This is a genomic window from Sphingomonas sp. CFBP 8760 (assembly GCF_014841615.1).
GTDB lineage: Bacteria > Pseudomonadota > Alphaproteobacteria > Sphingomonadales > Sphingomonadaceae > Sphingomonas.
Genome location: NZ_JACYUG010000001.1, coordinates 504,818 through 531,270, shown reverse-complemented (window position 1 = coordinate 531,270; position 26,453 = coordinate 504,818). Strand labels below are relative to the sequence as shown.

Annotated in this window: 24 protein-coding genes; 13 read left to right on the top strand and 11 right to left on the bottom strand. The window is 66.6% G+C overall.

Annotated elements, in window-relative coordinates:
- Positions 1 to 151: 151 nt before the first annotated feature.
- The 4 genes from IFT82_RS02460 (at position 152) to IFT82_RS02445 (ending at position 5,038) form a co-directional block, all read left to right on the top strand.
- Positions 152 to 1,456, top strand: a complete 1,305-nt coding sequence (locus IFT82_RS02460; protein ID WP_192124050.1) for a hemolysin family protein — start codon at positions 152 to 154, stop codon at positions 1,454 to 1,456.
- Between the two features lie 234 nt (positions 1,457 to 1,690).
- On the top strand, positions 1,691 to 2,848 hold the full coding sequence (locus tag IFT82_RS02455) for an ATP phosphoribosyltransferase regulatory subunit (RefSeq protein WP_192124048.1): 1,158 nt from the start codon (positions 1,691 to 1,693) through the stop codon (positions 2,846 to 2,848).
- A 146-nt stretch (positions 2,849 to 2,994) separates the two neighbouring features.
- A complete protein-coding gene (locus IFT82_RS02450; RefSeq protein ID WP_192124046.1) occupies positions 2,995 to 4,284 on the top strand; it encodes an adenylosuccinate synthase in 1,290 nt (429 codons plus the stop codon).
- Between the two features lie 568 nt (positions 4,285 to 4,852).
- Entirely contained in the window at positions 4,853 to 5,038 is a 186-nt protein-coding gene (locus IFT82_RS02445; RefSeq protein ID WP_192124044.1) for a general stress protein, read from the top strand.
- A gap of 198 nt (positions 5,039 to 5,236) precedes the next feature.
- Here IFT82_RS02445 and mqo read toward each other — a convergent pair whose 3' ends face one another.
- A complete protein-coding gene (mqo, locus tag IFT82_RS02440; protein ID WP_342355018.1) occupies positions 5,237 to 7,012 on the bottom strand; it encodes a malate dehydrogenase (quinone) in 1,776 nt (591 codons plus the stop codon).
- A gap of 261 nt (positions 7,013 to 7,273) precedes the next feature.
- On the opposite strand from mqo, the gene IFT82_RS02435 reads away from it, so the two are divergent.
- The 4 genes from IFT82_RS02435 (at position 7,274) to alr (ending at position 10,033) form a co-directional block, all read left to right on the top strand.
- Complete coding sequence (locus IFT82_RS02435; protein ID WP_192124042.1) at positions 7,274 to 7,525, top strand: exodeoxyribonuclease VII small subunit; 252 nt, start codon at positions 7,274 to 7,276, stop codon at positions 7,523 to 7,525.
- Positions 7,526 to 7,529: 4 nt separating this feature from the next.
- A complete protein-coding gene (locus IFT82_RS02430) occupies positions 7,530 to 8,441 on the top strand; it encodes a polyprenyl synthetase family protein (RefSeq protein WP_192124040.1) in 912 nt (303 codons plus the stop codon).
- Entirely contained in the window at positions 8,438 to 8,941 is a 504-nt protein-coding gene (coaD, locus tag IFT82_RS02425; RefSeq protein WP_192124039.1) for a pantetheine-phosphate adenylyltransferase, read from the top strand. The genes IFT82_RS02430 and coaD overlap by 4 nt, the downstream gene beginning before the upstream one ends.
- Positions 8,942 to 9,004: 63 nt before the next feature.
- Entirely contained in the window at positions 9,005 to 10,033 is a 1,029-nt protein-coding gene (alr, locus tag IFT82_RS02420; protein WP_192124342.1) for an alanine racemase, read from the top strand.
- Between the two features lie 43 nt (positions 10,034 to 10,076).
- On the opposite strand, the gene IFT82_RS02415 is transcribed toward alr, so the two are convergent.
- From IFT82_RS02415 to IFT82_RS02405, 3 genes are all read right to left on the bottom strand, one after another.
- Entirely contained in the window at positions 10,077 to 13,985 is a 3,909-nt protein-coding gene (locus tag IFT82_RS02415; protein ID WP_192124037.1) for a TonB-dependent receptor domain-containing protein, read from the bottom strand.
- A gap of 161 nt (positions 13,986 to 14,146) precedes the next feature.
- Positions 14,147 to 15,331, bottom strand: coding sequence for an acetyl-CoA C-acetyltransferase (locus tag IFT82_RS02410; RefSeq protein ID WP_192124035.1), 1,185 nt, complete (start codon positions 15,329 to 15,331; stop codon positions 14,147 to 14,149).
- Positions 15,332 to 15,369: 38 nt separating this feature from the next.
- Positions 15,370 to 16,368 (bottom strand): alpha/beta hydrolase, encoded by a 999-nt coding sequence (locus tag IFT82_RS02405; protein ID WP_244646369.1) that lies wholly within the window; start codon positions 16,366 to 16,368, stop codon positions 15,370 to 15,372.
- A gap of 89 nt (positions 16,369 to 16,457) precedes the next feature.
- On the opposite strand from IFT82_RS02405, the gene phaR reads away from it, so the two are divergent.
- The 3 genes from phaR to hslU all read left to right on the top strand — a co-directional run bounded on the left by phaR (position 16,458) and on the right by hslU (position 19,043).
- Positions 16,458 to 17,042 carry a polyhydroxyalkanoate synthesis repressor PhaR gene (gene phaR, locus IFT82_RS02400; protein ID WP_192124031.1) on the top strand — a complete coding sequence of 195 codons (585 nt, stop codon included), beginning with the start codon at positions 16,458 to 16,460 and terminating at the stop codon, positions 17,040 to 17,042.
- Positions 17,043 to 17,110: 68 nt separating this feature from the next.
- Complete coding sequence (hslV, locus tag IFT82_RS02395) at positions 17,111 to 17,677, top strand: ATP-dependent protease subunit HslV (RefSeq protein ID WP_446740937.1); 567 nt, start codon at positions 17,111 to 17,113, stop codon at positions 17,675 to 17,677.
- Positions 17,678 to 17,744: 67 nt separating this feature from the next.
- Positions 17,745 to 19,043 (top strand): ATP-dependent protease ATPase subunit HslU, encoded by a 1,299-nt coding sequence (hslU, locus tag IFT82_RS02390; RefSeq protein WP_192124027.1) that lies wholly within the window; start codon positions 17,745 to 17,747, stop codon positions 19,041 to 19,043.
- A gap of 203 nt (positions 19,044 to 19,246) precedes the next feature.
- Here the strand turns inward: hslU and IFT82_RS02385 are convergent, their stop codons facing one another.
- From IFT82_RS02385 to IFT82_RS02355, 7 genes are all read right to left on the bottom strand, one after another.
- Complete coding sequence (locus tag IFT82_RS02385; RefSeq protein WP_244646367.1) at positions 19,247 to 19,648, bottom strand: hypothetical protein; 402 nt, start codon at positions 19,646 to 19,648, stop codon at positions 19,247 to 19,249.
- On the bottom strand, positions 19,648 to 20,055 hold the full coding sequence (locus tag IFT82_RS02380; RefSeq protein ID WP_207105719.1) for a hypothetical protein: 408 nt from the start codon (positions 20,053 to 20,055) through the stop codon (positions 19,648 to 19,650). The genes IFT82_RS02385 and IFT82_RS02380 overlap by 1 nt, the downstream gene beginning before the upstream one ends.
- A 53-nt stretch (positions 20,056 to 20,108) precedes the next feature.
- Positions 20,109 to 20,852, bottom strand: coding sequence for a hydroxyacylglutathione hydrolase (gene gloB, locus IFT82_RS02375; RefSeq protein ID WP_192124023.1), 744 nt, complete (start codon positions 20,850 to 20,852; stop codon positions 20,109 to 20,111).
- 1 nt (position 20,853) lies between these two features.
- On the bottom strand, positions 20,854 to 21,288 hold the full coding sequence (locus tag IFT82_RS02370) for a VOC family protein (protein ID WP_192124021.1): 435 nt from the start codon (positions 21,286 to 21,288) through the stop codon (positions 20,854 to 20,856).
- A 28-nt stretch (positions 21,289 to 21,316) separates the two neighbouring features.
- A complete protein-coding gene (locus tag IFT82_RS02365; RefSeq protein WP_192124019.1) occupies positions 21,317 to 22,051 on the bottom strand; it encodes an alpha/beta hydrolase in 735 nt (244 codons plus the stop codon).
- A 97-nt stretch (positions 22,052 to 22,148) separates the two neighbouring features.
- Positions 22,149 to 23,213, bottom strand: a complete 1,065-nt coding sequence (locus IFT82_RS02360) for an NAD(P)-dependent alcohol dehydrogenase (RefSeq protein ID WP_192124017.1) — start codon at positions 23,211 to 23,213, stop codon at positions 22,149 to 22,151.
- 80 nt (positions 23,214 to 23,293) lie between these two features.
- On the bottom strand, positions 23,294 to 24,697 hold the full coding sequence (locus IFT82_RS02355; protein ID WP_192124015.1) for a glutamate ligase domain-containing protein: 1,404 nt from the start codon (positions 24,695 to 24,697) through the stop codon (positions 23,294 to 23,296).
- 49 nt (positions 24,698 to 24,746) lie between these two features.
- Here IFT82_RS02355 and IFT82_RS02350 point away from each other — a divergent pair, with 49 nt between their 5' ends.
- Both IFT82_RS02350 and bla read left to right on the top strand, forming a co-directional pair.
- The gene (locus IFT82_RS02350; RefSeq protein WP_192124013.1) at positions 24,747 to 25,574 is read left to right on the top strand and encodes an LD-carboxypeptidase; all 828 of its coding nucleotides are present in this window, start codon (positions 24,747 to 24,749) and stop codon (positions 25,572 to 25,574) included.
- Positions 25,574 to 26,422, top strand: coding sequence for a class A beta-lactamase (bla, locus tag IFT82_RS02345; RefSeq protein WP_192124012.1), 849 nt, complete (start codon positions 25,574 to 25,576; stop codon positions 26,420 to 26,422). The genes IFT82_RS02350 and bla overlap by 1 nt, the downstream gene beginning before the upstream one ends.
- Positions 26,423 to 26,453 lie beyond the last annotated feature (31 nt).

Genomic DNA, 26,453 nt, shown 5'->3' with positions numbered 1-26,453 from the left:
CCCCTGCGATGATGCCGGGTTGAACCCGGACGATGCGACCATTGTTCCGGTTGCGCACTGAACGGCGGCTGACGCGGATGTCGACAGGGGGCTTCGTGCGATCACCGGTTGTGCGATGAGCATTTATCGGCGAAGAGCGTTCCCACCGGCGATGGCACCACCGCTCCCCCCCTTTCCCTGGCTCGACGTCGTCATCATCCTGGCGCTCGTCGCGTTGAATGGCGTCTTCGCGATGAGCGAGCTCGCGGTCGTATCGTCGCGCAAGGCGCGGCTGGAGGCGATGGCGCGCGGTGGCCGGTCCGGCGCGCGTGCCGCGCTGCTGCTGGCGGCGGATCCCGGCAAGTTCCTGTCCTGCGTGCAGATCGGCATCACCCTGATCGGTATTCTGGCCGGTGCCTATTCGGGCGCCAGCCTCGGCACCCCCACGGCGGCGCGATTGCAGGCGCTGGGCGTGCCGGCGGATACGGCGGCGACGCTCGGCTTCGTGCTGGTCATCACGCTCACCACCTATGCCTCGCTCATCATCGGCGAACTGGTGCCCAAGCAGTTCGCGCTGCGTGCGCCCGAAACGGTGGCGGCGCTGGTCGCGATTCCGATGCGCTGGCTGGCGTGGATCACCGCCCCGCTGGTGTGGCTGCTCGATTCGACCAGCGCGCTGATCTTCCGCCTGCTGCGGCTCGACCGCAACAACGAGGAGCAGGTGACGGCGGAGGAGCTTCACCTGATCGTCGCCGAGGCGTCGAAGTCGGGCGTGATCGAGGAGCATGAACGCTCGATCATCTCCGGCGTCGTCCGCCTCGCCGACCGGCCGGTGCGGGAGATCATGACGCCGCGGACCGAGGTCGACTGGCTGGATTGCCGCGCCGACGAGGCGACGATCCGCGAAAAGCTCATCACCACCCAGCATACCCGCCTGCCGGTCGGCGACGGTTCGATCGATACCGTCGCGGGCGTGGTGCAGGCGCGCGACATCGTCGCCGCCCTGCTGCGTGGCGAGGCGATCGACCTCAATGCGCTGATGCGCAAGGTGCCGGTGGTGATCGACCGGATCGACGCGCCCGACGCGTTGCTGGCCCTTCGTCAGGCCGAGGTGCCGATGGCGCTGATCCATGACGAATACGGCCATTTCGAAGGGATCGTGACCCCCGCCGACCTGCTTGCGGCGATCGGCGGCGCGTTCTTCTCCGATGCCGATCCCGACGAGGCACCCGATATCGTCGAGCGTGACGACGGATCGCTGCTGGTCGCCGGCACCGCCCCGGCGGACGGGCTGGCGGAGCGGATCGGCATCGACCTGCCCGAGGACCGCGACTACGCCACCGTCGCCGGGCTCGCCCTCGCCGCCTTCCGCCATCTGCCCGCCGAGGGTGAAAGCTTCATCGAACAGGGCTGGCGGTTCGAGGTGGTCGACCTCGACGGCCGCCGGATCGACAAGCTGCTGGTCAGCGCGGTCTGATCGCCCGCCGCTGTCCTACACGGCCCCGCCGCGCTATCGATCGGCCATGGCCAGGCTATTCGTCCTAACGTCACACACTACCCCTGTAGGATGCGACTTTAGTGTGACTTTACCGTTCGCGACCACGCCCGCAGCCTGTGTGCCCGCACGCGGACATGCGCGTTTCCCTCGCTATCGGGCCGTCCGCGGATTTGCCGGTGGCCCGCCCCGCCCACACCCGCTAACAGCGCGCGGATGACGAAGCCCGGCCTGCTCCCCGAAGGATTTCACGATCGCCTGCCGCCCCATGCCGATGCCGCCGCCGGTATCGAGGCTCGGGTGCTGGAGGCGGCACGGCTGCACGGGTACGAACGCGTCGATCCGCCGCTCGCCGAGTTCGCCGACGAACTGGCGGCCCGGCTGAAGCCTGTCCTCAGCGGTCGGCAGGGTTGGCCGGACGAAGGCGCCGGCGCGCTGACCGGCGCGGTGCGCTTCGTTGATCCGGTCGGGCAGGCGACACTGGCGATCCGCCCCGATCTGACCGCGCAGGTCGCCCGGATCGCGGCGACGCGGATGGGGCATCACCCGCGCCCGGTGCGGCTGTCCTATGCCGGATCGGTGCTGACGCTGCGTGCCTCACAACTCGCCCCCGCGCGCGAGCGGCGGCAACTGGGGGCGGAGCTGGTCGGTCTCGATTCGGTCGCCGCCGCGCGCGAGGTCGTGGGCGTCGCGGTCGATGCGCTGGCGGCGGCGGGGATCACCGACGCGTCGATCGATTTCACGTTGCCCGATCTGGTCGATACGCTGGCGGCCGGGCCGTTGCCGGTCGCCGCCGACGCGATCGGTGCCTTGCGTGACCGGCTGGATGCCAAGGATGCCGGCGGCGTCGCGGCGATCGCCCCCGCCTATCTGCCGCTGGTCGAGGCGGCGGGGCCGTTCGACACCGCGATGACGCGGCTGCGTGCCTTCGATCGTAACGGTGTGCTGGCCACCCGCCTCGACGGGCTGGCCGCGATCGCCGCGTCGCTGGCGGGCCGGGTGGCGATGACGCTGGACCCGACCGAACGGCACGGCTTCGAATATCAGTCATGGCTGGGCTTCTCGCTGTTTGCGGGCGGCGCCGCGCGCGAACTGGGGCGTGGCGGCACCTATGTCATCGTCCATCCCGACGGCACCGAGGAGCCGGCCACCGGTTTCTCGCTCTATGCCGATGCGCTGGGCGGGGCAGGGGTGCGGCATGACCGGCGGCGGCTGTTCCTGCCCTATGGCACCCCGCCGGCGGACGGTGCGGCGATGCGCGCGGCCGGCTGGGTGACGGTGGCGGCGCTGGAGCCGGGCGATACGCCCGAGGCGCAGCTCTGCACGCATCGTTGGATGGCGGGCGAGGCGCAGGCGGTGACCGCCTCCGGCTGATCGCCCCGCCATGGTGGCGCGCCGCCGCTTGGCGGTTGACCCCGGCGGCACGGCGCTTTAGGCGCGCCCTCGCATCTCTGAACCATTCGTGTGCCGAGTCCTGTCGAAGGGCGCACGGATCGACCCCGGCAGGGGGAAACCTGTACATGGCGAACGTAGCGGTCATCGGCGCGCAATGGGGCGACGAGGGCAAGGGCAAGATCGTCGACTGGCTGGCGGAGCGCGCCGATATGGTCGTGCGCTTCCAGGGCGGGCACAATGCCGGCCACACGCTGGTGGTGGGCGACAAGGTCTACAAGCTGTCGCTGCTGCCCTCCGGCATCGTGCGCGGCACGCCCTCGGTGATCGGCAACGGCGTGGTCCTCGATCCCTGGGCGCTCAAGGCGGAGATCGCGCGGCTCGGCGAACAGGGCGTCCATGCCACCCCCGATACGCTGCGCATCGCCGACAATTGCGCGCTGATCCTGCCGTTCCACCGGGATCTCGACAGCCTGCGCGAGGATGCGTCGGGCGCGGGCAAGATCGGCACCACCCGTCGCGGCATCGGCCCGGCGTACGAAGACAAGGTCGGCCGCCGCGCGATCCGGGTGTGCGACCTCGCCCATCTGGACGATCTCGGGCCGCAGCTCGACCGGCTGACCGCGCACCACGACGCGCTGCGCGCCGGCTTCGGCGAACCGCCGATCGACCGCGAGCGGTTGCTGGCCGAACTGCGCGAGATCGCCGGCTTCGTCCTGCCCTTCGCCAAGCCGGTATGGCGGGACCTGAACGAGGCACGCAGCGCCGGCAAGCGCATCCTGTTCGAAGGTGCGCAGGGCGTGCTGCTCGATGTCGATCACGGCACCTATCCCTTCGTCACCTCGTCCAACACCATCGCGGGCGCGGCGGCTGGCGGCTCCGGCCTGGGGCCATCGGGTGTCGGCTTCGTGCTCGGCATCGCCAAGGCATACACCACCCGCGTCGGCTCTGGCCCGTTCCCGACCGAACTCGAAGACGAAACCGGCGAGCAACTGGGCGTGCGCGGCCATGAATTCGGCACCGTCACGGGCCGCAAGCGTCGCTGTGGCTGGTTCGATGCGGTGCTGGTGCGCCAATCGGCGGCGGTCGGCGGCATCACCGGCATCGCGCTCACCAAGATCGACGTGCTCGACGGGATGGACGAGGTGAAGATCTGCACCGGCTATCGCCTGCGCGGCGAAACGCTGGATTACTTCCCCGCCCACGCCGCCGATCAGGCGGCGGTCGAGCCGGTGTACGAGACGATGGAGGGCTGGCACGGCACCACCGCCGGCGCCCGCAGCTGGGCCGACCTGCCCGCCCAGGCGATCAAGTACATCCGCCGCATCGAGGAACTGATCCGCTGCCCCGTCGCGCTGGTGTCGACCAGCCCGGAACGCGCCGACACGATCCTGGTCCGCGATCCCTTCTCGGACTGAGGGACACCGCGCCGGACGCGGATACCATCGGAACGTTGTCCGGCCGAACGCCTCTTCGTATGGATCGAAGAGGCGCTCGGGCGGTGGCGTTTGTGCGACGATGGCGCATCCGATGCCTCGATGATGTGGCCAAGCGGCACGGTTCGCGCTTGGTATCGCCGCTTTGTCCTCCGGCTAGAGTCAGATGACATCAGATCGATCCGTCATGGCGAGCGCAGCGAAGCAATCCGGTGCCGGACCAAGACGCCCTGGGTTGCTTCGCTGCGCTCGCCATGACGAACATCTGGATCAACCTCATGTCATCCCGCTCTAAACGGCATCATCCGGCGCTGGTCGCATCATCCCGTCACATGCCTTAACGACCAAGTCGATCAATCCCCGCCCCGCTGCTTCGATAGCTGGCCATGGGGCGGCAGATCGAGCCCGCCCAACTCCTATCCCCGCCGCTTCGCTCAATAACGTAGATTGCCATAAAGCATTGATAGTAAGAAATATTCTTCAGACTATCCGGGCAACGAACAACGCTTTTATTCGTCGAGCCTTTGCCATTCGGCATAGGAGAAATATCATGGCTGACAGTAATGGCGGCGGCGGCCGCGACAACAATCCGGGAAACTTCGCCAACGATCGTGAAAAAGCCTCCGAAGCAGGCCGGAAGGGCGGTCAGGAAAGCGGCGGCAACTTCAGGAACGATCCGGAGCGCGCATCCGAGGCTGGTGCCAAGGGTGGGCAAAACAGCCACGGCGGCCGGTAATATCCGCAAATGGGGCGGCGGCGGGCGCTAAGGATCGCTTGCCACCCTTTGCCGGCCCACCCATTCAGACCCTGATGGCGGTGGAAAAGGCGGGATCCGGAAGCGCCCGCGCGGCAAGCCCGCTAACACGGATCGGGCCTTTCCCCGACGAAACCGGCGCGTTCCGACGTCGCTGGCGACAACGCCGGAACAGCCGGATCAGAGCGCCAGATCGGGGCTGCGATCCACCTTCACACGGGTAGCCGCCGGGCGGGGCGTGGTGGAAACGTGGACGGCGGGTGACGGCACGGTCAGTTCCAGCGTCTCCGCGGTCGAGGCCCAGTGATGGGCCAGCCGTTCGGGATGGTCGTTCAGCGCCACGCCGTAGCTGGGCACGATTTCCCGGATGCGCGACTGCCATTGCGGCGTCGCCAACCGGTTGGCGAACACCTTCTTCAGCAGGTCGAGCATGATCGACGGCGCGGTCGAGGCACCCGGCGATGCCCCCAGCAGTGCGGCGATCGAGCCGTCCTTGGAGGCGACGATCTCCGTTCCCAGCTTCAGCACGCCGCCCTTGTCGGGATCGCGCTTGATGATCTGCACCCGCTGGCCGGCCTGCCACAGACGCCAGTCGCTTCCCTGCGCGCCGGGAAAATATTCTTGCAACGCCTCGATCCGGTCGTCCTGCGACATGATGAGCTGGCCGGCGAGATATTCGACCAGATCGAAATCGTCCCAGCCGACCGCGATCATCGGCCGGAAATTGTCGAGCGTGACCGATTTGGGCAGATCGAAATACGACCCTTCCTTCAGGAACTTGGTCGAAAAGGTCGCGAACGGGCCGAACAGCAGCACCTGCTTGCCATCCAGATAACGCGTATCGAGATGCGGTACCGACATCGGCGGCGATCCGGTCGCCGCCTTGCCGTATACCTTGGCGAGATGCCGGTGCGTGATCGCGGGCTTTTCCGCGACGAGGAACGACCCGCCGACCGGGAAGCCGGCATAATCGGCCGCTTCCGGAATCCCCGATTTCTGCAGGATCGGCAGCGCGCCGCCGCCGGCACCCGCGAAGACGAAACGTGCGCGGATGACCTGCTTGTCATCGGTCTTCATGTCGCGCGCCGTGACCCGCCAGCCGGCACCGTCCCGCTCCAGCGAGCGGACCTCGTGCCCGGTGTTGAGCGTGAAGCCGGGCCGCTTGGTCAGCGACGCGATATATTGCCGCGTCACCTCGCCCCATTCGCAGTCGGTGCCGAGCGGCGAGCGCGTCGCCGCCACCTTCATCTTCGGATCGCGTCCCTCCATCATCAGCGGCGCCCAGCGGGCGATCTGCGCGGGGTCGGTGGAGAATTCCATGCCGGAAAACAGCGGACTGGCGCCCAGTGCCTCGTACCGCTTGCGCAGGAAGGCGACGTTCTCGTCACCCCAGACCAGATTCATGTGCGGGGTGGAATTGATGAAGGACCGGGGATTGGCCAGGATGCCGGCATTGACCTGATGGCTCAGGAACTGGCGCGTCACCTGGAACTGTTCGTTGATCTCGATCGCCTTCTTGATCTCGACCTTGCCGTCCGCGACGTTGACCGGCGTGTAGTTCAACTCGCACAGCGCGGAATGGCCGGTACCGGCATTGTTCCAGCCGTTGGAGCTTTCGTCCGCCACCTTGTCCAGCCGCTCGACCATCTCGATCGTCCAGTTCGGCTCCAGTTCGCGCAGTAGCACCGCCAGCGTCGCGCTCATGATGCCGCCGCCGATCAACAGCACGTCGACCGACCGCTCGGGGGCCTGGCCATCCGCCGAACCCGGCAGCATCGCCGTGCCGCCCGCCGCGATCGCCGCGCCGATCACGCCGCGCCGGGTGACGCCCTGATCCACCGGGGACGGCCCGTCCGCGATGGGATGATCGCGGTGATCGTTGTTCTGGTGCTGCACCGATATGCCCTCATTGTCGTGGCCCGATCCGTTACCTTTCCCGCCGGTCGATCGGGGCACGGAGGGAGCATTGCTGAATAACCGCTTCGGCCAGACAAATGAAACGCGTCGACCCGCATGATTGCGGGTCGGGCGCCATCGCTGCCCGAAACCCTCACCCAGAAACTCCGATGATCTTGTCGCGATCATGACGCGATATTGGGACCATGGCCCGATCCGGACCTGTCCATCGTTGGGTCCCAACATATGGTCTTTATCGGGGGCGTTCAAGGTCGCGTGCCGATCCTTGCCACCCCATCGCCCGTGTCGCATAGCGGGCTGATGGATACGCCCACCGAAACCGCCGTCGCGGACCTCTCGTTCGAGGATGCGCTGAAGGAACTGGAACGGATCGTCGGCCGGCTGGAAAGCGGCGATGCGACGCTCGACGAATCGATCCGCCTGTACGAACGCGGCGACCGGCTGCGCGCCCGCTGCGCCGAACGGCTCGACGCCGCGCAGGCCCGGATCGAGGCGATCCGGCTGGATGCCGAGGGCAAGCCGCAGGGCACGCGCCCCTTTGCCGCCGGCTGAGCCGATGACGATCCTGCCCGCCACGCTGCCCCCCACCTTGGCCGAGGCGATCGCCGAGGTCGCGATCGAGGTCGACCGCCGGTTCGACACGCTGCTGGCGGTGCCGGACGATCCCCGCGCCGATCTGTACGCCTGCATGCGCCATGCCGCGATCGGCGGCGGCAAGCGCCTGCGCCCGTTGCTTACCATGGCGACCGCCGGGCTGCTGGGGGTGGACCGCGATTGCGCCGCGCTGGTCGGCACCGCGATCGAGGCGATCCACGTCTATTCGCTGATCCATGACGATCTGCCCGCGATGGACGACGACGATCTGCGCCGCGGCAAGCCGACCGCGCACAAGGTGTATGGCGAAGCGACCGCGATCCTGGCGGGCGACTGCCTCCATGCGCTGGCGTTCGAGGTGCTGGCCGATCCCGCGACGCATCCCGATCCCTTCGTCCGCGCCGAATTGGTGCTAGACCTCGCCCGCGCGTCCGGCCCTTCGGGCATGGCGGGCGGGCAGATGATGGATCTGGCCGCCGAGGACGCACGGTTCGATCTGGCGACGGTCACCCGGCTGCAACAGATGAAGACCGGGGCGCTGATCTGCGCCGCGGTGGAGGCGGGGGCGATCCTCGGTCGCCTGCCCCCGGAGGGGCGTACCGGACTGCGCGGCTATGCGCATGATCTGGGGCTGGCGTTCCAGATCGCCGACGACCTGCTCGATGCCGAGGGGGACGAGGCGGTCGCCGGCAAGCGGCTGCGCAAGGATGAGGGCGCGGGCAAGGAGACCTTCCTTACGCTGATGGGCGTCGACCGCGCCCGGGCACAATGCACGATGCTGGTCGATCAGGCGGTACGGCATCTGCACGGCTTCGGGGCGGAGGCGGACCTGCTGCGCGCGGTCGCCACCTATGTCGTGGAGCGTGACCGGTGAGCCGGATCGGCGTCTATCCGGGCACGTTTGATCCCGTCACGCTGGGGCATATGGACATCATCCGGCGCGGCGCGACGCTGGTCGACCGGCTGGTGATCGGGGTCACCACCAATCCGTCCAAATCGCCGATGTTCACCCTCGACGAGCGGATGGAGACGGTGCGGCGCGAGGTGGCGGGTGTGCCCGGCGACATCACCGTCGTCGCGTTCGATTCGTTGCTGATGGATTTCGCGGTGCGTGAGGGCGCGAAGGTGATCGTCCGCGGCCTGCGCGCGGTCGCCGATTTCGAATATGAATATCAGATGGCGGGGATGAACCAGCAGATCAACCGCAGCGTCGAGACGGTGTTCCTGATGGCCGACGTCGCGTTGCAGCCGATCGCCTCGCGCCTGGTGAAGGAAATCGCCCTGTACGGCGGCGACGTCTCGAAATTCGTCACGCCGGCGGTGTGCGCCGATCTGGTCGCGCGGGTGGCCATGATCGGTCGCAAGGGTAGCTGATCCGCCGGCCCCCCTCTCTCGACGGGCGGGGCCGGTGCGCCTAAGGCGCGGCCGGTGATCGACATTCCCGCCCCCTGCCGCCTGCGCCTCGACGGCGCGGCCCTCGTCGCCAACTGGCAGACCCTGAACCGGATGAGCGGTCGCGCCGCGTGCGGCGCGGCGGTGAAGGCGGATGGCTACGGCCTCGGCGCGACGGGCGTGGCGACGCGGCTGGCGACGGCCGGCTGCCGCGACTTCTTCGTCGCCACCTGGGCGGAGGCGCAGGCACTCGCCCCCCTTGGCCTGTCGGTATCGGTGCTGCACGGCGTCCGCGCCGAAGACATGCCCGCCGCGCTTGCCGGCTTCGCGCGCCCGGTCCTCAACACGCCCGCACAGATCGCGCGCTGGCGGGAGGCGGGTGGGGGCATGTGCGACGTGATGGTCGACACCGGCATGAACCGGCTCGGCATCTCGGCCGACGACATCGCCGCCGGCCTGATCGATGGTCTGGCCATCGATACGCTGATGAGCCACCTCGCCTGCGCGGACGAGGACAGCCCGATGAACGAGATGCAGCGCACCCGCTTCGCCGCGCTGACGGGCAGGACGGCGGCACGGCGGATGAGCCTCGCCAACTCGGCCGGCATCGGATTGGGGGAGGGCTATGCGTTCGACCTGACCCGGCCGGGCCTAGCGCTGTACGGCGGTGTGCCGCGGGACGACATGGCGGGGGCGATCCGGCAGGTGGTATTCCCCGAGGCGCAGGTCCTGCAACGGCGGATGGTGCGGGCGGGAGAGAGCGTCGGGTACAACGCGACATGGGTGGCGACTGAGGACACCGAGGTGGCGATCGTCAATCTTGGGTATGCGGATGGGTATTTCCGGGCGTTCTCAAACCAGGGGGTTGTATACTTTGATGATGCCATTCTGCCGGTGATCGGTCGCGTGTCGATGGACTTGATCGCATTGGATGTTGGTGCCGCACCGAACCTGGCGGAAGAAGAATGGCTCGTTATCGACTATCACCTGCCGAGCCAGTCTCGATTGACCGGTATGTCGCAATATGAGCTGCTGACATCGCTTGGGACCCGTTTTGGGCGTCCAGTGCCCTGACATGATGAAGGTGGCCACCAACTAAATGGTGGCCACCCTGATGTCAGAATTTTGCGGTTGCGGCCACAGAGAAGCGACGCCCGATCTGATCAATATAGTCTTGGAATTGATAGCCCAGATCTCCAACCGTATTGCGATCGGTCAGGTTGTTCGCAACGAACTGAATCCGGAAGCGATCGTTTACATCGCCCCCAATCGCTAGGTCAAACTGGCTGACTGCCGAATAGGTAATGTAGGGATACAGTTCGTTGGTCGCCGGCAGGCCGCTGGAGAAAATGCGGGTCTTGTTGCGCCAGTTCCAAGTAACTTGGCCAAAGAAACCGCTCTTTTCGTACCGTGCCTGAAGCTGCGTTTTCCACTTGGGACGGCCCAGCGACCCGGCAGTCTGCTGGGTATCAGAAAAGTCGCCTGCTGCAGAGGTGTTGTAGCGTATCAGATGATAGGCGCTACCGCGCAGCGTCAGTTGCCCGATGCTGCCCAACTCAATCGGGTAGTTCAACGACATGTTCAATGCCCGCACGTCGATAGAGCCAAGATTCAGGAAGCCGATCGAATACCCGTTGGCAACCTGAAACGCAGAATCCCGCGAGAAGGAATTGCAGGTGTTGACCCCAATCTGCGCCGATGAGTCCGGAAAAGTCGGACTATCGTAACAGGTCTGAATCGCTTGGGCCAAGGTCGTGGGCACGATCTGGTTGCGCAGTTGCAGGTCGATATAGTCAGCCGAAATGGTCAAGCCTGGGACCCAACGCGGCGTAAGGGCACCGCCTACCGTCCAGCTCTCGCCCTTTTCCGGCTGCAGCGTCGGCGTACCATCATAGGTGCCCTGCAAACCGACGCCCAATGGTACGAAGGTCGAAAGAAAGGCATCTGCAGTGCCGGCATCGGTCGCATTTCCGCTGGCGATTACAGCAGCCCGGCAATTATTACGCCGGTTTGTGCGCTGCGTCCCCTGATCGATGTTGCCTTGGCTGCAATAGTCGGTCGGGGTCGAAAAGCTCGGCTGACCTCCTAGGAAGAGTTCCGTGACCGAGGGCTGGCGAACCGACCGAGTATAATTGCCCCGGAACGAAATGTCGCGGATCGGCCGCCAATTGCCAGCCAGTGAATAGATCGTCTGCGGATCGCCGACGGCACGGGGCGAAATGATGGTTCCGAAGCGGTTACGATATGAATCCGCACGTCCGCTCTGCTGAACGACACGAACGGCAGGATCAAATTCCAGAGTGCCAAGGAACGGTAGGAATTCGTCACTGGTAAGGGGAATGCGTGCTTCCGCGCCGATTTCATAGGTTTCCGTATATCCACCGAAATTGGAGGATGGGGCCGATCGGCCACGTCCAAGCTGATTGAGCTGGCTGCTACGGAAGTCGATCTGCTCCTTGCGATACTGGGCCGACAAGGCAACGGAAAATTCACCCGCAGGTAAATCGAAGACGCCGCCACCGACCGTACCTTCCAAGAATGTCTGTTGAGACTTGTTCCGCAACAATACGTCTTGGCGGACATAGTTCTTCGAAGCATCAGACATGTTATTGAAGCCGAAGGGGTTCAACGGACGGCAATCGTTGATCTGCTGCTGCGTGATGGTCGGGGTCAGGAAGCTCTCGGTCGGTATCCCACCCGCGCCTGGCTGCCGAACGACGTTGAACGTAGTGCCGATCGGGGTGCGGCCAAGATACTGACTTGGGAAAAGCTGTGCGCGGCATATGACGTTGCCATTGGCCACCCCTGTCGTTGCCAAGCCCTGATCAACGGCATCGAGCGCGAGCTGGTATTCAATGTCGTTTATCTGGGTGTTGCGCGTGCGCTGCACCGATCGGCCATAGGTGCCCGATACTTCTGCACGCCAACCTTTGCCCAGCAAGTCGAAGTTCGACCGGGCCCCGCCTAGGATGCGGAACGTCTCGCTGTTGTTGATGAATGCGTTATCTCCAAAGATGTCCTGGTTCTGACGCGTGACGATGAAGTTGCCGCCATTTGTTGCGCTTGCCGTTACGCCTACCGATGCCAGGACCGAACGCGCTTGGGCTGTCAGGAACGGATTGTTGATGTTGAGCAGCAGCGGGGCGTTTTCAGCGGAATTCGACAGGAAATTCTGGCTTGAAGAGTTGCGTACCGCCACGTTGCGCACCCGTGCGTAGGTGTTCTCGGTGAAAAGGGTTACCTGATCGGTCAGATCGAATTTACCGTTCAGGTTGGCGATATACCGGTCCTGCTGGGTGCGAAGTACGGTGTTTTCGATCGATCGGGAAAAACCGCCGTTCGATCCCTTCGCCTGGCCCACCGTCAGCGGCGTGGTCGGCGTGATGCCGCTGGCGAAAGTATAGGCCCGCAGACTGCCATCGGCGTTGAATTCGATCGGCACGGATACGAACGGCAGCACCTGATTGACCGGCACCTGCACGGTGCCCCCGGTCGCGTTGGAGCGGATCGATACCAGGGTGGTGTCTGTATTTGCGACGCGTGGCACGCCCGGCACGAACGAGCCGACGAAATAATTGATGTTAAGGTTCGGATTGGCGGCGAAGAATTCACGCGCGGTCGAACGGTTCGCTTGCAGGACGTTGATTGCCAGCGTGCTGAGTTGTGTTGGCGTTGCGCCAGTGGGCGCGGTGATGCCGAATTGAGTAAAGACCTGAGCCGGAGTGATCCCGGTCGGCAATGCTGTGGGCGCAAATGTGGTGATCGGCAGATTTGCTAGAGGATTGGTCCGGCCATTCAGACCATTGCCGGAAATATAACCGGCGCCCGGGGTGCCTTGAATGATTTGCGCCGTGGTACCGAAGAACCCCGCATTTGGCGTGGCGATCGTCGTTGCCGCACCGGTTGCCGTGGTCGCATCAACCCGGACGCCGACCGGGGCCATGCCATTGGCGAAGGTGATATAGTTGCTGCGCGCCGTAGTCGAAGCGATAGGCTGATACGGTGTGGGCAACGCTGAGGCGGCCACCAGCGTGCTCAGCACTGTACCGTTGAAGCTCAACGACTGGTTGATGAAGCCTGCGTCGAAGGCATTGGCCGGTTGGCCATCGTCGGAGTTGCGCAGGAAAGCGCCGTTATTGCTGCCCGTAACGTCAATGATACCGGGTGTGAAGTTCGGATTGCGAACCGAACCATTGAACGGGTTGGTATACGAGTTGGTGCGTGCCAGACGGAACGCACGCGAGTCTGCCTGTAGGCCATCATTTCGCGTGTATTCTGCGGCCAGTGTGATGTTCCCGCGCCCTTCGGCGAAATTACGGCCGATCAAACCGCTGATCTGATACTGGGCGGCATCGCCACGTGACGTCAGGCCGCCTTGCGCACGAATTTGCGCACCGTCATAATCGTCCCTGAGAATATAGTTTACGACACCGGCCACGGCGTCGGCACCATAAGCAGCCGCACCACCAACCGTTACCACGTCGACCCGTTGGATCAGGCTGGACGGGATGACGTTAACGTCGACTTGGGCACCGGTCGCGTTACCCTCGACGAACAACGATGCAGCATTCCCGGATACGAAACGGCGACCGTTGACCAGGGTCAGCGTACGCTGGGTTCCCAGATCAAGCAGATCAACAAATGCCGAACCGAGGCTCGATGGCTGACCACCGTTATTGCCTGTAAGGGGGCTTGCTCCGGTGCCGACCAAAGGCTGATCATTCAGGGCCTCAAGCGCGTTGGTGAAGCCACGGCTTTGAATCTGCGCCGCGTTGATTTGAACGCCTGGCAGAACGCCGTCGGTTTCCGGTCGAGGAATACGCGACCCTGTGACAACGATCGTGCCGTCACCACGCGCCTCGCCATCGGCACTCACAATCTCTGCCTGCTGCGCCTCGGCCCCTGGCGAGGTTTGTGGTGTGCCAGCCACTACCCCGCTGGGTACCGAAACTTGCGCCGTAACCGTACTGGCCGAGAACATGGACCCAACCAACGCGGTTGCACCAAAAAATGCGTAAATCTTCACCTTAACCCCCGATGAATGACATCTGTCGTTCATCAGTCAGAAAGATTTCAGCAATGATGGCAATATAGCATGAGTAGGGACATGTTGTTTACAAACGTTTTTAACACGTCATGTTGCAAAATTGCAACAAACCTTTGTTTCAATACAACATTTGTAAATCCTCACCGCTCCAGGCACATCGCGATCCCCATGCCGCCGCCGATGCACAGCGTCGCCAGCCCCTTCTTGGCGTCGCGCTTGCCCATTTCGTAGATCAGCGTGGTCAGCACGCGGGCGCCGCTGGCGCCGATCGGGTGGCCGATCGCGATCGCGCCGCCGTTGACGTTCACCTTGTCGGCATCCCAGCCCAGTTCCTTGCCGACCGACAGCGCCTGCGCGGCAAAGGCTTCGTTGGCCTCGATCAGGTCGAGGTCGGCGATCGTCCAGCCCGCCTTTTCCAAGGCACGGCGGGTGGCGGGGACGGGGCCGATGCCCATCACCGACGGGTCGACCCCGGCGGAGGCCCAGCTGCGGATCGTGGCGAGCACGGGCAGGCCGCGCTTCTCCGCCTCGGTACGGCTGGTCACGACGATCGCGGCGGCGCCGTCGTTCAGGCCCGATGCGTTGGCGGCGGTGACGGTGCCGTCCTTCTTGAACGCGGGGCGCACGCCCGACACGCCGTCGATGGTCGCGCCGGCACGGATATATTCGTCATCGGCGACTACGGTGTCGCCCTTGCGGCCCTTGATGGTCACCGGCGCGATCTCGTCCCTGAACCGGCCCGATCCACGCGCGGCCTCCGCCTTGTTCTGCGAGCCGACCGAGAAGGCGTCCTGCTCGGCGCGGGTCACCTGATATTGCTCGGCCAAGTTCTCGGCGGTGATGCCCATGTGATAACCGTTGAACACGTCGGTCAGCCCGTCATGCACCATCGTGTCGACCAGGCTGACCGCGCCCATCTTGGTGCCCCCGCGCATGTTCTGCGCGTGCGCGGACAGCGACATCGATTCCTGCCCGCCCGCGACGACGATGGTGGCATCGCCCGTCGCCACGGCCTGCGCCGCCAGCGCCACCGCGCGCAGGCCCGAGCCGCACACCTGGTTGACGCCCCATGCCGGCACTTCCTTGGGCACGCCGGCCGCCATCGACGCCTGACGTGCCGGGTTCTGGCCCTGCGCCGCGGTCAGCACCTGGCCCATGATGACCTCCGACACGTCGGCGGCGGGGATGTTGGCCTGTTCCAGCGCCGCGGCGATCGCGATCCGGCCCAGCTCGTGCGCAGGCGTCGCGGCGAAGGCGCCGAGGAAACTGCCGACGGGGGTGCGCTTGGCGGCGACGATGACGATGTCGGTGGGATGGGCGTTCATGGACGATCCTCTCAGACGGTTGCTCGGGGCGTTTCGGGTTATGTAGAGCGGGGCAGCCGCGCAATCCAGTCGGCAAGCGGTGTCCACAATCCGGCTTTCGCCTTGCTGCCGACGATCATGCCGACATGGCCCGCCGCCACGTCGCGCCGGTCGGGCAGGTCGGCGGCGGTGGCGGCGGGGACGATGCGGTCGGTGAGCGAGACGAACTCGACCATGGGGCAGGTCAGGCGGTGCGGGTCGATGGTGCGGCCGGCCACCCGCCATTCCCCGCGCCCGGGGCGGTCGGCGGCGATCATCGTCTCGAACAGGTCGCGCCCGGCGGCCAGCGTCAGCGGCGGCCCGGCATTGGCCCAGTCCTCCAGCCGAAGGAAGGCCGGCACCGCCGCGTCCGCCATCGTCGCAAAGGCTTCGTACTTGGCGATGGTGCGGGCGGGATCGAGCATCCAGAACCCGGTCTGGAGCAGCTCCATCGGAACCAGCCCCATCGCCTCGCATCCCGCCCGAGCGCCCGCCCAGTGCCGTGCGATGTCGGCCCGCGCCTCGCCATAGCCGGCGAAGTTCCACGGCGCGGCGATCGTCGCCAGCCCGGCGACCGGCATCAGCGTCGCCGCCGCGGCGGCGATCGTGCCGCCCAGACAGTAACCGACCAGCACCGGCGGCGCGTCCAGCGTGCGGAGCAGCGGCAGCAGCAGCCGTTCGATATGGCCGGCGATGTCCATCTCGCGCTCGCCCGCATCCGGCGTGCCCCAGTCGAGCAGCCAGGCGGCATGGCCCTGCGCGCCCAGCCAGCGCAGCAGCGATGCTTCCGCCGACAGGTCGAGGATGGTCGGCGGATTGATGAGCGAGGGGATCAGCACCACCGGACGCCCGCCCCCGGTCCCACCGCCACCGGTACCCGTCAGGCGGGCACGACCATGCCGGCGCTCGTGCGGCAGTGGCGGGGGCGGTGGTGGCCGCGTCGCCGCCTGATACCGGGCCAGTCCCGCCAGCGCCGCCGCCTGCCGGTCCGGCGATGCTGCGGTTTCGCTGCGCAGCATCGACAGGAACAGCGGTAAGGGCCGCGGTGCGTGTTGCGGCGCATCATCGCGAGGTGTAGGCTGTTCAAAGGACATGGAAGGGGAGAGCCATGAAGAAGCAGAACACCACGGGCAGCGTCATCATCAAGAAGTACGCGAACCGCCGGCTCTATAATACCGAAACATCGTCCTACATCACGCTGGACCATCTGGCGGCGATGACCCGCGAGGGACGCGACTTCAAGGTGGTCGACGCTAAGACCGACGAGGACATCACCCACAGCGTCCTGACCCAGATCATCATGGACGAGGAAAGCCGGGGTCAGGCGATGCTGCCGGTCAGCTTCCTGCGCCAGCTGATCTCGATGTACGGCGATTCGATGCAGGCGATGGTGCCGGGCTATCTGGAAGACTCGATGAACAGCTTCCGCCGCAATCAGGAGGAGTTCCGATCGGCGGTGGCGGGCGCCTTCGCGCAGACCCCGTTCGCGCAGACCCCGTTCGCGGAGATGGCGAAGCGCAATCTGGAGATGCTGGGCGCGGCGGCCAGCGCGTTTCCGCCGGTCGGGGGCGCCGTGCCCAATCCCTTCGCACCCGCGGCAGCGGCCGCCACGACCGCCAGCAAGGATGACGAGATCGCCGCGCTGAAGGCGGAACTGGCGCAGTTGCAGTCGAAGGTCGACCGGCTGGGCTGATCGCGCGGCATCGGCGGCGGCCTCGTCCCCTCGTTGACGCCGCCCGCCGACCCCCCATATGCGCGGCCATGAGCAGCGACAGAAATTCCATGCCGGCCTGGCATGGCACGACGATCCTTTCGGTCCGGCGCGGCGGCAAGGTCGTCGTGATCGGCGATGGCCAGGTCTCGATGGGCCAGACGGTGATGAAGCCCAATGCGCGCAAGGTGCGCCGGCTGGGGGCGGAGGGAAAAGTGATCGGCGGTTTCGCCGGCGCGACCGCCGATGCCTTCACCCTGTTCGAGCGGCTGGAGCGCAAGCTCGAACAGCATCAGGGCCAGCTGCTCCGCGCGGCGGTCGAACTGGCCAAGGACTGGCGCACCGACAAGTATCTCCGCAACCTGGAAGCGATGATGATCGTCGCGGACAAGGACGTGACGTTGATCCTGACCGGCAACGGCGACGTGCTGGAACCGGAAAACGGCGTCGCCGCGATCGGATCGGGCGGCAATTATGCGCTCGCCGCCGCCCGCGCGCTGGTCGATTATGAAACCGATGCGGAGACGTTGTGCCGCAAGGCGATGGGCATCGCGGCCGACCTGTGCGTCTACACCAACGACCGGCTGACCATCGAGACGCTCGACAGCGCCGCCTAGGCCACCGTTCCGCCTCCGACTTTTCCCCCGACCCCTCCGGCATATCGAAGGGGAGAGAGATCACATCATGACCCAGTCCCTTACTCCCAAGGCGATCGTCGCCGCGCTCGACGCGCACATAATCGGCCAGGCCGACGCCAAGCGCGCGGTCGCCGTCGCGCTGCGCAACCGCTGGCGTCGCCGGCAACTGTCCGCCGATCTGCGCGACGAGGTGACGCCCAAGAACATCCTGATGATCGGGCCCACTGGCTGCGGTAAGACCGAGATCAGCCGCCGGCTGGCGAAGCTGGCCGATGCGCCCTTCGTCAAGGTAGAGGCGACCAAGTTCACCGAGGTCGGCTATGTCGGCCGCGATGTCGAGCAGATCGCCCGCGATCTGGTCGAGGAGGCGATCCGATTGGAAAAGGAGCGCCGCCGTCTCGCGGTGAAGGACAAGGCGGAGGAGGCGGCGATGGGTCGCCTGCTCGATGCGCTGGTCGGCAAGGATTCGAGCGCGGCGACGCGGGAGAGTTTCCGCCAGCGGTTCCGCGACGGCCATCTCGACCAGACCGAGATCGAGATCGAGTTGGAACAGGCGCCCGCGACGCCGTTCGAGGTGCCGGGCGCCGGCCCGCAGATGATCAACCTGTCGGAGATGATGAAGTCGTTCGGCGGCGGACAGCAACTCAAGCGCCGCAAGCTGCTGGTCCCGGCGGCATGGGAAAAGCTGGTCGAGGAGGAGGCGGACAAGCGCCTCGATCAGGACGAGGTCAGCCGTGCCGCGCTGGCCGACGCGGAGGCGAACGGCATCGTCTTCCTCGACGAGATCGACAAGATCGCGATGTCCGAACATCGCGGCGGCGGCTCGGTCAGCCGTGAAGGCGTGCAGCGCGACCTGTTGCCGCTGATCGAGGGCACCACCGTCGCGACCAAATACGGGCCGATGAAGACGGACCATATCCTGTTCATCGCATCGGGTGCGTTCCACGTCGCCAAGCCATCGGACCTGCTGCCCGAGCTTCAGGGCCGCCTGCCGATCCGGGTGGAGCTGAGGGGCCTGACCGAGGCGGATTTTGTCGCCATCCTGTCGGACACCAAGGCGTCGCTGCCCGCGCAATACCGCGCGCTGCTGGCGACCGAGGGCGTCACGATCGACTTCACCGACGACGGCATCGCCGCCGTCGCGCGGATCGCGGCGGAAGTGAACGGCGAGATCGAGAATATCGGCGCGCGCCGGTTGCAGACGGTGATGGAGAAGCTGCTGGAGGAAGTCAGCTTCGACGCCGAACATCGGCAGGGCGAAACCCTGACGATCGACGCCGCCTATGTCGACCGCCAGCTTGCCAGCATCGCCCGCAACACCGATCTCAGCCGGTTCGTGCTGTAGAGGGGAGATAGTACTCTCCGCCTTACTTCCCCGGCGAAGGCCAAGGAAGTAAGGATTACTGCGAGTAGCTACCCTTTAGAGCCAGATGACATCAGATTGATCCGTCATTGCGAGCGCAGCGAAGCAATCCAGTGTCGGACCAGGACGACCTGGATTGCTTCGCTGCGCTCGCAATGACGAACATCTGGATCAACCCCCTCATGTCATCCCGCTTTAGGCCGGTCGTACGGGACGAACGGCTGGAACCGGCAATAGGCGGACGCGATCGTGGTGCCGGGCTGCAGCACCCGGAACATATCGTTCTGGCACAATTGCCCCGACCGGATCTCCACGATCAGCGTCGTCAGGGGGCGCAGCGACGGACACGCGCCGACCGGCCCGGTACGGTACACGCGGCGTCCGGTGACGTTGTAGAGGATCGTCTTGTCGTCGATGACCGTCGGCCCCTGATTGGAACGCGGGTCGATGCAGCGTACCGGCTTGCCCGGCACGCGTCCGGCCAGAAAGTCGCGTTCCTTCTCTTTGGCTTTCTCCTTGGCCGGCGGTGCCGCCGCCACGGCGGGGATCGCGATCGCCAGCAGGGCGAGGGGGAACAACGCGCGCATCATTTCGCCTTTCGATAGGGGATGAAGTCGCCGAACGCGCAACTGCCGGTCGGGAAGCGCGAGGTCCGGTCGACCAGTTGCACGATGTCGCCCCGGCAGAACTGGCCGATCGGCGTGCTGGCGATCATGATGTCGCCACGCCCCAGCCCCTCGCACCCCGGCCCCATGTCGTTGCGGTAAAGCATGTTGCGACCGAACCGATACACCACCGTCTGGCCATAGCTGTCGCTTTGCGGCGTGCGGGTCTGCGGCAGGCAGTTCACCTTGTCGCCCGCGACATATCCCGCCAGCGCCTGATCGAGCGAGCGGCCGTTATTGTAGGAGGTCCGCTCGCCCGCAGGTGGATCGGCGGGGCCGGTGCCGGTCGCGGCGCACCCGGCGGTGGTCGCGGCAAGGGCCAGGATCATGAGGCAACGCATCGGTCGGTCTCCTGTCGACGGCTGGGGTCGGCGGCTGGCGGTCAGCTGCGGAAATTGTCCTTCTGCGTCCGCAACTCGCCCAGCCGTTCGGCGGAGCCGGCACGCATGAAGGGGTTGGTTTCGCGTTCCTGGGCGATAGTGGTCGGCAGCGTCGGCTGGCCGAGCGCGCGCACCCGGTCGATCACCACGCGGCGGTCGGCGATCAGCGCATTGTCCGGTTCGACATGCGCGGCGAAGCGGGCGTTCGACTGGGTATATTCGTGCCCGCCATACACCTTCGTCTCGTCCGGCATCGCGGCATAGGCCTGCATGTTCGCCCACATCTCCGCCGGCGTGCCCTCGAACAGCCGGCCGCATCCCATCGCGAACAGCGTGTCGCCGGTGAAGACCAGCGCATCGTCGGCGAAATGGAACGCGACATGGCCGGCGGTATGGCCGGGTACCGCCAGCACCTTCGCGGTATGGCTGCCCAGCCGCACCACGTCGCCCGCCCCCACGAAGGTGTCGAGCGTCGGAATGCGCTCCCGTTCCGCCGTCGGGCCGGTGATCGTCGCGCCCGCCGCCTTCATGTCGGCATTGCCGCCGGTATGGTCGGGGTGCCAGTGCGTGGTCCACACCTGCGAGATGTGCCAGCCCCGCACCTTGGCGGCGGCGAGCACCGGGGCCGCCTCGCCCGGATCGACCACGGCGGCATCCGCCGTCTTCGGATCGAAGATCAGCCACGCGTAATTGTCGGCAAGTACCGGGACCGCGACGATCTCCAGCGGCGGGACGGGCGTCGTCATCCTACCAACTGCCGGTGTTGGGCATCGAGGTCCAGGGTTCCGCCGGCTCCAGCGTGCCGTCCTGCAACAGTTCGATCGAGATGCCGTCCGGGGTCTTCACGAACGCCATGTGCCCGTCGCGCGGGGGGCGGTGGACGATGTGGCCGGCGTCTAGGATACGCTGGCACGTCGCGTAGATGTCGTCGACGCGGTAGGCGAGGTGGCCGAAATTGCGGCCGCCGTCATACTCCTGCGGGTCCCAGTTATAGGTCAGTTCGACTTCGGCCTTGGCACGCTCGCCCGGCGCGTTCATGTCGTCGGGACAGGCGAGGAAGATCAGCGTGAACCGTCCCGCCTCGTTCTCCAGCCGGCGGACCTCCTTCAGCCCGAGGAGTTCGAAGAAGGCGATCGTCGCGTCGGGATCGGTGACGCGGATCATGGTGTGCAGGTAATGCATGGAAGCTCCGTCTATCGGTCTTGCCGCATCAACCCTCCGACCGGCCCGACGTATCCGTCACCTCGGCCACCGTCGCGATCAGCAGCGCCAGATCGGCGTCGCGCGACAGGCGATGGTCGCCGTCCTTGATCAATATGGTGCGGACATCCGCCGACCCGAACAGCCCGGCGAGATGGACGGTGCGGTTCCATGGTACGTCCGGGTCCGCCTGCCCCTGCAACAGCCGCACCGGACCATCGAAGGCGATCGTGCCGAACATCAGCCGGCTCGCCTCGCCCGATGCCCAGAAGGGGCGGGTGTAGATCGTGGGTTCGGGGCCATAGGGATTGGCGCGTTCCAGCCGGCCGGTATTGAGGATCGTCATCTTCTCCGCCTGGGTGAAGCCCCAGTCGGTGAAGTCGGGCGCGGGTGCGATCCCCACCAGCGCGCGTACCCGGTTGGGCCGCATCCGCGCCGCCAGCAGCATCAGCCACCCGCCCATCGACGATCCCACCAGCACGACCGGGCCGGTGGCGACATCGTCGATCATCGCCAGCACGTCGTCGCGCCAGCCCGTCAGCGTCTGGTCGGCGAACGCGCCCTCGCTCTGGCCACAGCCGCCGTAATCGAAGCGCAGGAACGCGCGGCCGTTCGCCTTCGCCCATCCCTCCAGCGCCAGCGCCTTGCTGCCGTTCATGTCGGAAGCATAGCCGGGCAGGAAGATCACGACCGGGCCGGCGCCCTCGGTCAGATGGAAGGCGAGGCGGGGGCGTTCGGTGCTCATCCCCCGCCTTACCCGACGACGCGGCCGCGGCCAACCATATCGCCACCGTTCCACGTGGAACAAATGTGGAACATGGAACGGTGGCGACCAGCGTCGATCACGCGGCCTTCAGCGTCGCCATGTCGATGACGAAGCGGTACTTCACGTCGCTCTTCACCATCCGCTCGTAGGCGGTTTCGATCTCGTCCATCCGGATCGTCTCGATATCGGCGGTCAGGCCATGCTCGCGGCAGAAATCGAGCATCTCCTGCGTCTCGGCGATCCCGCCGATCAGCGAGCCAGCGAGCTGGCGGCGGCGGAACACGAGGTTGCCGACCGAGGGCGAGGGGTGCGGTTCGGCCGGCACGCCGACCAGCGTCATCGTGCCGTCGCGCTTCAGCAGCATCAGAAACTGGTCGAGATCGTGCGGCGCGGCGACGGTGTTCAGGATGAAGTCGAAGCTGTTGGCGTGTTCGGCCATCGCGTCGGCATCCTTCGACACGATCAGGTCGGTCGCGCCCAGCCGCTTCGCATCGTCGCGCTTGTTGGGCGAGGTGGAGAAGACATACACCTCCGCGCCCATCGCCGCGGCGATCTTCACGCCCATATGGCCGAGCCCGCCGAGTCCGACGATGCCGACCTTCTGCCCCGGCCCGACCTGCCAATGGCGAAGCGGCGAATAGGTGGTGATCCCCGCGCACAGCAGCGGTGCGACGGCGGCCAGATCGGCCTCGTCATGCGTCACCTTCAGCACGAAGCCCTCGTCGACGACGATGTGGTCGCTGTAGCCGCCGAAAGTATGGCCGCCCAGCACGGGATCGGGACCGTTATAGGTGCCGACCATGCCGGTCGTCTCGCAATATTGCTCCTCGCCATCGTCGCAGGACGGGCAATGGCCGCAGCTGCCGACCATGCAGCCGACGCCGGCGATATCGCCGACCGCGAACTTCGTCACGTCGCTGCCGACCGCGGTGACGCGGCCGACGATCTCGTGACCGGGAACGCAGGGGTAGAGCGTGCCTTCCCACTCGCCGCGCGCGGTGTGCAGGTCGGAATGGCAGACGCCGCAATACAGGATGTCGATCGCGACGTCGGTGGCACCGGGATCGCGCCGCTCGAAGCTGAACGGGGCGAGCGGGGCGGCGGCGGATGGCGCGGCATAGCCGCTGGCGGGGGTCGGCATGAATCAAGTACCTCGGGGGGGAAAGCGAGGCGGGGATATGGGAGCAGGTACAGGCGGTTAAAACCGCCAGTGAAATATTCTTACCCGGCGGCACCACGCTCCGCGATCGCCGCCAGCATGTCCGCCGCCAATACGCTCAACGTATCGTCGCGCGCGCCCATCACGACGATCCGGTCCCCCGGCCGGGACAGGGCGACGAGGCGGGCGGCGGCATCGGCACGGTCGGGATCGTGATGGGCGATGCGACCGCCCGCCGCGACGGCCGCGACGATATCCCCGCTGCCCACGTCGCGCGCCACGGTGCCGCCGAAATAGGCCGGGTCGAGCATCGTCAGCACATCGTCGGGGCCGAGCCGATCGACGAAGGTCTGCGCCAGTTCGCGCCCCATCACCTTCAGCGGGCCGTACCCATGCGGCTGGAACAGCACGAGCAGCCGGCCGGGCTGGTCGTGCAGCGTGTCGAGCGTCGCGGCGATCTTGTCGGGATTGTGCCCGAAATCGTCGATCACCGCGATGCCGCCCGCCTCGCCCACCAGATCGAAGCGGCGGCGCAGGCCGGTGAAGCCCGCCACCGCCTGTGCCGCCTGCGCCAGCGGCACCCCCGCCGCCACCGCCGCGCCGATCGCGGCGAGCGCGTTGGACACGTTGTGGCGGCCGGGCACCGCCAGCCGCACCGGGATGCGCGCCTCGCCCGCGATCAGGTCGAACCCGATCGCATGGGGTTCGGGGCGCAGCTTCTCCGCGACCAGATCGGCCCGGCCCTCCACCGCGAACGTCGTCAGCCGCTCGCGGGGCAGGGTGGCGAGCAGCGCGGCGGTTTCCGGATCGCCGGCATTGGCGACCACCCGGTCGGCCCCGCGCGCGAAATCGCCGAACAGGCCGCGCAGTTCGTCCAGCGATTTATGGTCGAGCGTCACGTTGTTCAGCACCGCGATACGCGGGCGATAGAGCGCGATCGACCCGTCGCTTTCGTCCACTTCGCTGACGAACGGATCGCCGCCGCCGACCAGCGCGCTGGCGAAGGGCGCATCGGGGCGGATGAAGTCCTTCATCACTGCCCCGTTCATCACCGTCGGATCGCGGCCGCAGGCATGGAGGATCAGGCCGATCATCCCGGTGACGGTGGATTTGCCGCTGGTGCCCGCGATCCCGATCGGCAGCACCGCGTCGTTGAACAGGGTCGCCAGCAGTGCCGGACGCTTCATCCGCGGCGCGCCGACCCGTGCGGCGGCGACCATGTCGGGCACGCTGTCCTCCACCGCGGCGGAGGCGACGACGAGGCGGTCGGGCGTCACGCCGCTGCCGTCCTGCGGGAACAGGTGGATGCCCAGCGCGGCGAGCGCCTGAAACTTCGGGGCGGTGCGGCCCTGATCCAACCCACGGTCGGAGCCGGCGACGTCACCGCCGCGCGCGCGGACGATCATCGCCAGCGGCATCATCCCCGATCCCCCGATGCCGACGAAGAAGAATTTGCGATGCTCCATGGCGGCGGGCTATCGGCATCGCCAGCATAGGGCAAGCCGGGGACATATCGTGAAGATCGCAGTGGTGGCCCCGGCGCGGGCGATAGACCCGGTGGTCGCCGCCCGCGCGGGTGCGTTCGCGGCGATCGCCTATCCCGAGGTCGATCTGGTGTTCCACCCGCAATGCTTCGCCAGCGAAGGGCATTTCGCCGGATCGGACGCGGTGCGCGCGGCGGCGTTCCTGGAAGTGGCGAACGATCCGGGCGTCGGCGCGGTGTGGTTCGCGCGCGGCGGTTACGGCTCCAACCGCATTCTCGCGCAGGTGATGCCGGCACTGGGGCCGGCGGCGCTGGCCAAGAGCTATGTCGGCTATTCGGACATGGGGTTCCTGCTCGCCGCGCTCTACGCACGCCGGATCGGCCGGCCGGTGCATGGCCCGATGGCGACCGACATCAACCGCGGACACGGGGACGAGACGGTGGCGCGGACGCTGGGCTGGCTGCTGCGCGGCGACCGGCAAGGGCTGGAGCCGACTCTGACCGGGCCAGACGCCGGGCAACCCGCCGCCGCCTTCAACCTCGCGATCCTGAATGCGCTGGTCGGCACCCAGTGGATGCCCGATCTGACCGATCACGTGCTGATGATCGAGGAGGTGTCGGAACCGCTCTATAACGTCGACCGGATGCTGTTCACGATCGCGAACGCGACGCAGCTGAAGGGGCTGGCCGGCGTGCGGCTGGGCATCGTCAGCAATATCCAGGCGAACGATCCCCCCTGGGGCGAGACGCTGGAGGCGATGATGGATCGCTGGTGCCGCGACATGGGCGTACCGTATCTGGGCCGCGCGGCGATCGGCCATGCGCAGACCAACATGGTCGTGCCGTTCGGGATCGCGTGATGGACCGCCGCATGGTGCTGGCCGGCATCGGGGCAAGCGTCGTCGGAACCGGTGCCGCCGCTGCCGCTCCCCCGGTGATCGCCGCCTGGGCGACGCTCGACAAGGCGACCGGGCGAATGACGGGGGCGCAGGCGGACGTGCGGGTGCCGATGTGCTCCACGTTCAAATGGCTGCTGGCTGCCTGCCTGTTGTGGCACGTCGATCGCGGGCATGAGGGGCTGGACCGGACCGTGGCGTTCGGGCCAGGCGATCTGCTCGATTATGCGCCGGCCGTCCGCGCCGCGCTTGCCGACGGACGCCGTTTGACTGTCGGCGAATTGTGCCGGGCGGCGGTGGCGCAAAGCGACAACGCGGCGGCCAATCTGCTGCTGCCCCGGATCGGCGGCCCCGCCGGCCTTACCACCTGGCTGCGCGGGCAGGGCGACCGGATCACGCGGCTCGACCGGATCGAGCCGGCGTTGAACCGGGTGCCGCCGGGCGATCCACGCGACACGACGACCGCGACGGCGATGCTGCGTCTGCTCGACCGGCTACTCTACGGCCCGGTCCTGACCGCCGCGTCGCGCGCACACCTGATGGGGTGGCTGATCGCCTGCGAAACCGGGACGGCGCGGCTGAAGGCCGGGTTGCCGGCCGGCTGGCGGATCGGCCACAAGACCGGCACCTACACCACCGATCGCCCCACCGCGACCGATCGGAACGTGATGGGCGACGTCGGCGTGCTGTTGCCGCCGGCGGGGGCGCCCGTGCTGATCGCGGCATGGCGGGTGGGGGACCGTGACGTCACGGCGACCGATCGCTGGTTCGCCGGGCTGGCGCGGGCGGCGGCGATGCGTCGAAGCGGGTGAATTCCGTACCGCTTGCCTATATGGGTGGCGC

Excerpts from the sequence above, each read along its gene's own strand:
- IFT82_RS02460 (WP_192124050.1), top strand. The coding sequence starts at position 152 with ATGGCACCACCGCTCCCCCCCTTTCCCTGGCTCGACGTCGTCATCATC.
- IFT82_RS02455 (WP_192124048.1), top strand. The coding sequence starts at position 1,691 with ATGACGAAGCCCGGCCTGCTCCCCGAAGGATTTCACGATCGCCTGCCG.
- IFT82_RS02450 (WP_192124046.1), top strand. The coding sequence starts at position 2,995 with ATGGCGAACGTAGCGGTCATCGGCGCGCAATGGGGCGACGAGGGCAAG.
- IFT82_RS02445 (WP_192124044.1), top strand. The coding sequence starts at position 4,853 with ATGGCTGACAGTAATGGCGGCGGCGGCCGCGACAACAATCCGGGAAAC.
- IFT82_RS02435 (WP_192124042.1), top strand. The coding sequence starts at position 7,274 with ATGGATACGCCCACCGAAACCGCCGTCGCGGACCTCTCGTTCGAGGAT.
- IFT82_RS02430 (WP_192124040.1), top strand. The coding sequence starts at position 7,530 with ATGACGATCCTGCCCGCCACGCTGCCCCCCACCTTGGCCGAGGCGATC.
- IFT82_RS02410 (WP_192124035.1), bottom strand. The coding sequence starts at position 15,331 with ATGAACGCCCATCCCACCGACATCGTCATCGTCGCCGCCAAGCGCACC.
- IFT82_RS02405 (WP_244646369.1), bottom strand. The coding sequence starts at position 16,368 with ATGCTGCGCAGCGAAACCGCAGCATCGCCGGACCGGCAGGCGGCGGCG.
- phaR (WP_192124031.1), top strand. The coding sequence starts at position 16,458 with ATGAAGAAGCAGAACACCACGGGCAGCGTCATCATCAAGAAGTACGCG.
- hslV (WP_446740937.1), top strand. The coding sequence starts at position 17,111 with ATGAGCAGCGACAGAAATTCCATGCCGGCCTGGCATGGCACGACGATC.
- hslU (WP_192124027.1), top strand. The coding sequence starts at position 17,745 with ATGACCCAGTCCCTTACTCCCAAGGCGATCGTCGCCGCGCTCGACGCG.
- IFT82_RS02385 (WP_244646367.1), bottom strand. The coding sequence starts at position 19,648 with ATGCGCGCGTTGTTCCCCCTCGCCCTGCTGGCGATCGCGATCCCCGCC.
- IFT82_RS02380 (WP_207105719.1), bottom strand. The coding sequence starts at position 20,055 with ATGATCCTGGCCCTTGCCGCGACCACCGCCGGGTGCGCCGCGACCGGC.
- gloB (WP_192124023.1), bottom strand. The coding sequence starts at position 20,852 with ATGACGACGCCCGTCCCGCCGCTGGAGATCGTCGCGGTCCCGGTACTT.
- IFT82_RS02370 (WP_192124021.1), bottom strand. The coding sequence starts at position 21,288 with ATGCATTACCTGCACACCATGATCCGCGTCACCGATCCCGACGCGACG.
- IFT82_RS02365 (WP_192124019.1), bottom strand. The coding sequence starts at position 22,051 with ATGAGCACCGAACGCCCCCGCCTCGCCTTCCATCTGACCGAGGGCGCC.
- IFT82_RS02360 (WP_192124017.1), bottom strand. The coding sequence starts at position 23,213 with ATGCCGACCCCCGCCAGCGGCTATGCCGCGCCATCCGCCGCCGCCCCG.
- IFT82_RS02355 (WP_192124015.1), bottom strand. The coding sequence starts at position 24,697 with ATGGAGCATCGCAAATTCTTCTTCGTCGGCATCGGGGGATCGGGGATG.
- bla (WP_192124012.1), top strand. The coding sequence starts at position 25,574 with ATGGACCGCCGCATGGTGCTGGCCGGCATCGGGGCAAGCGTCGTCGGA.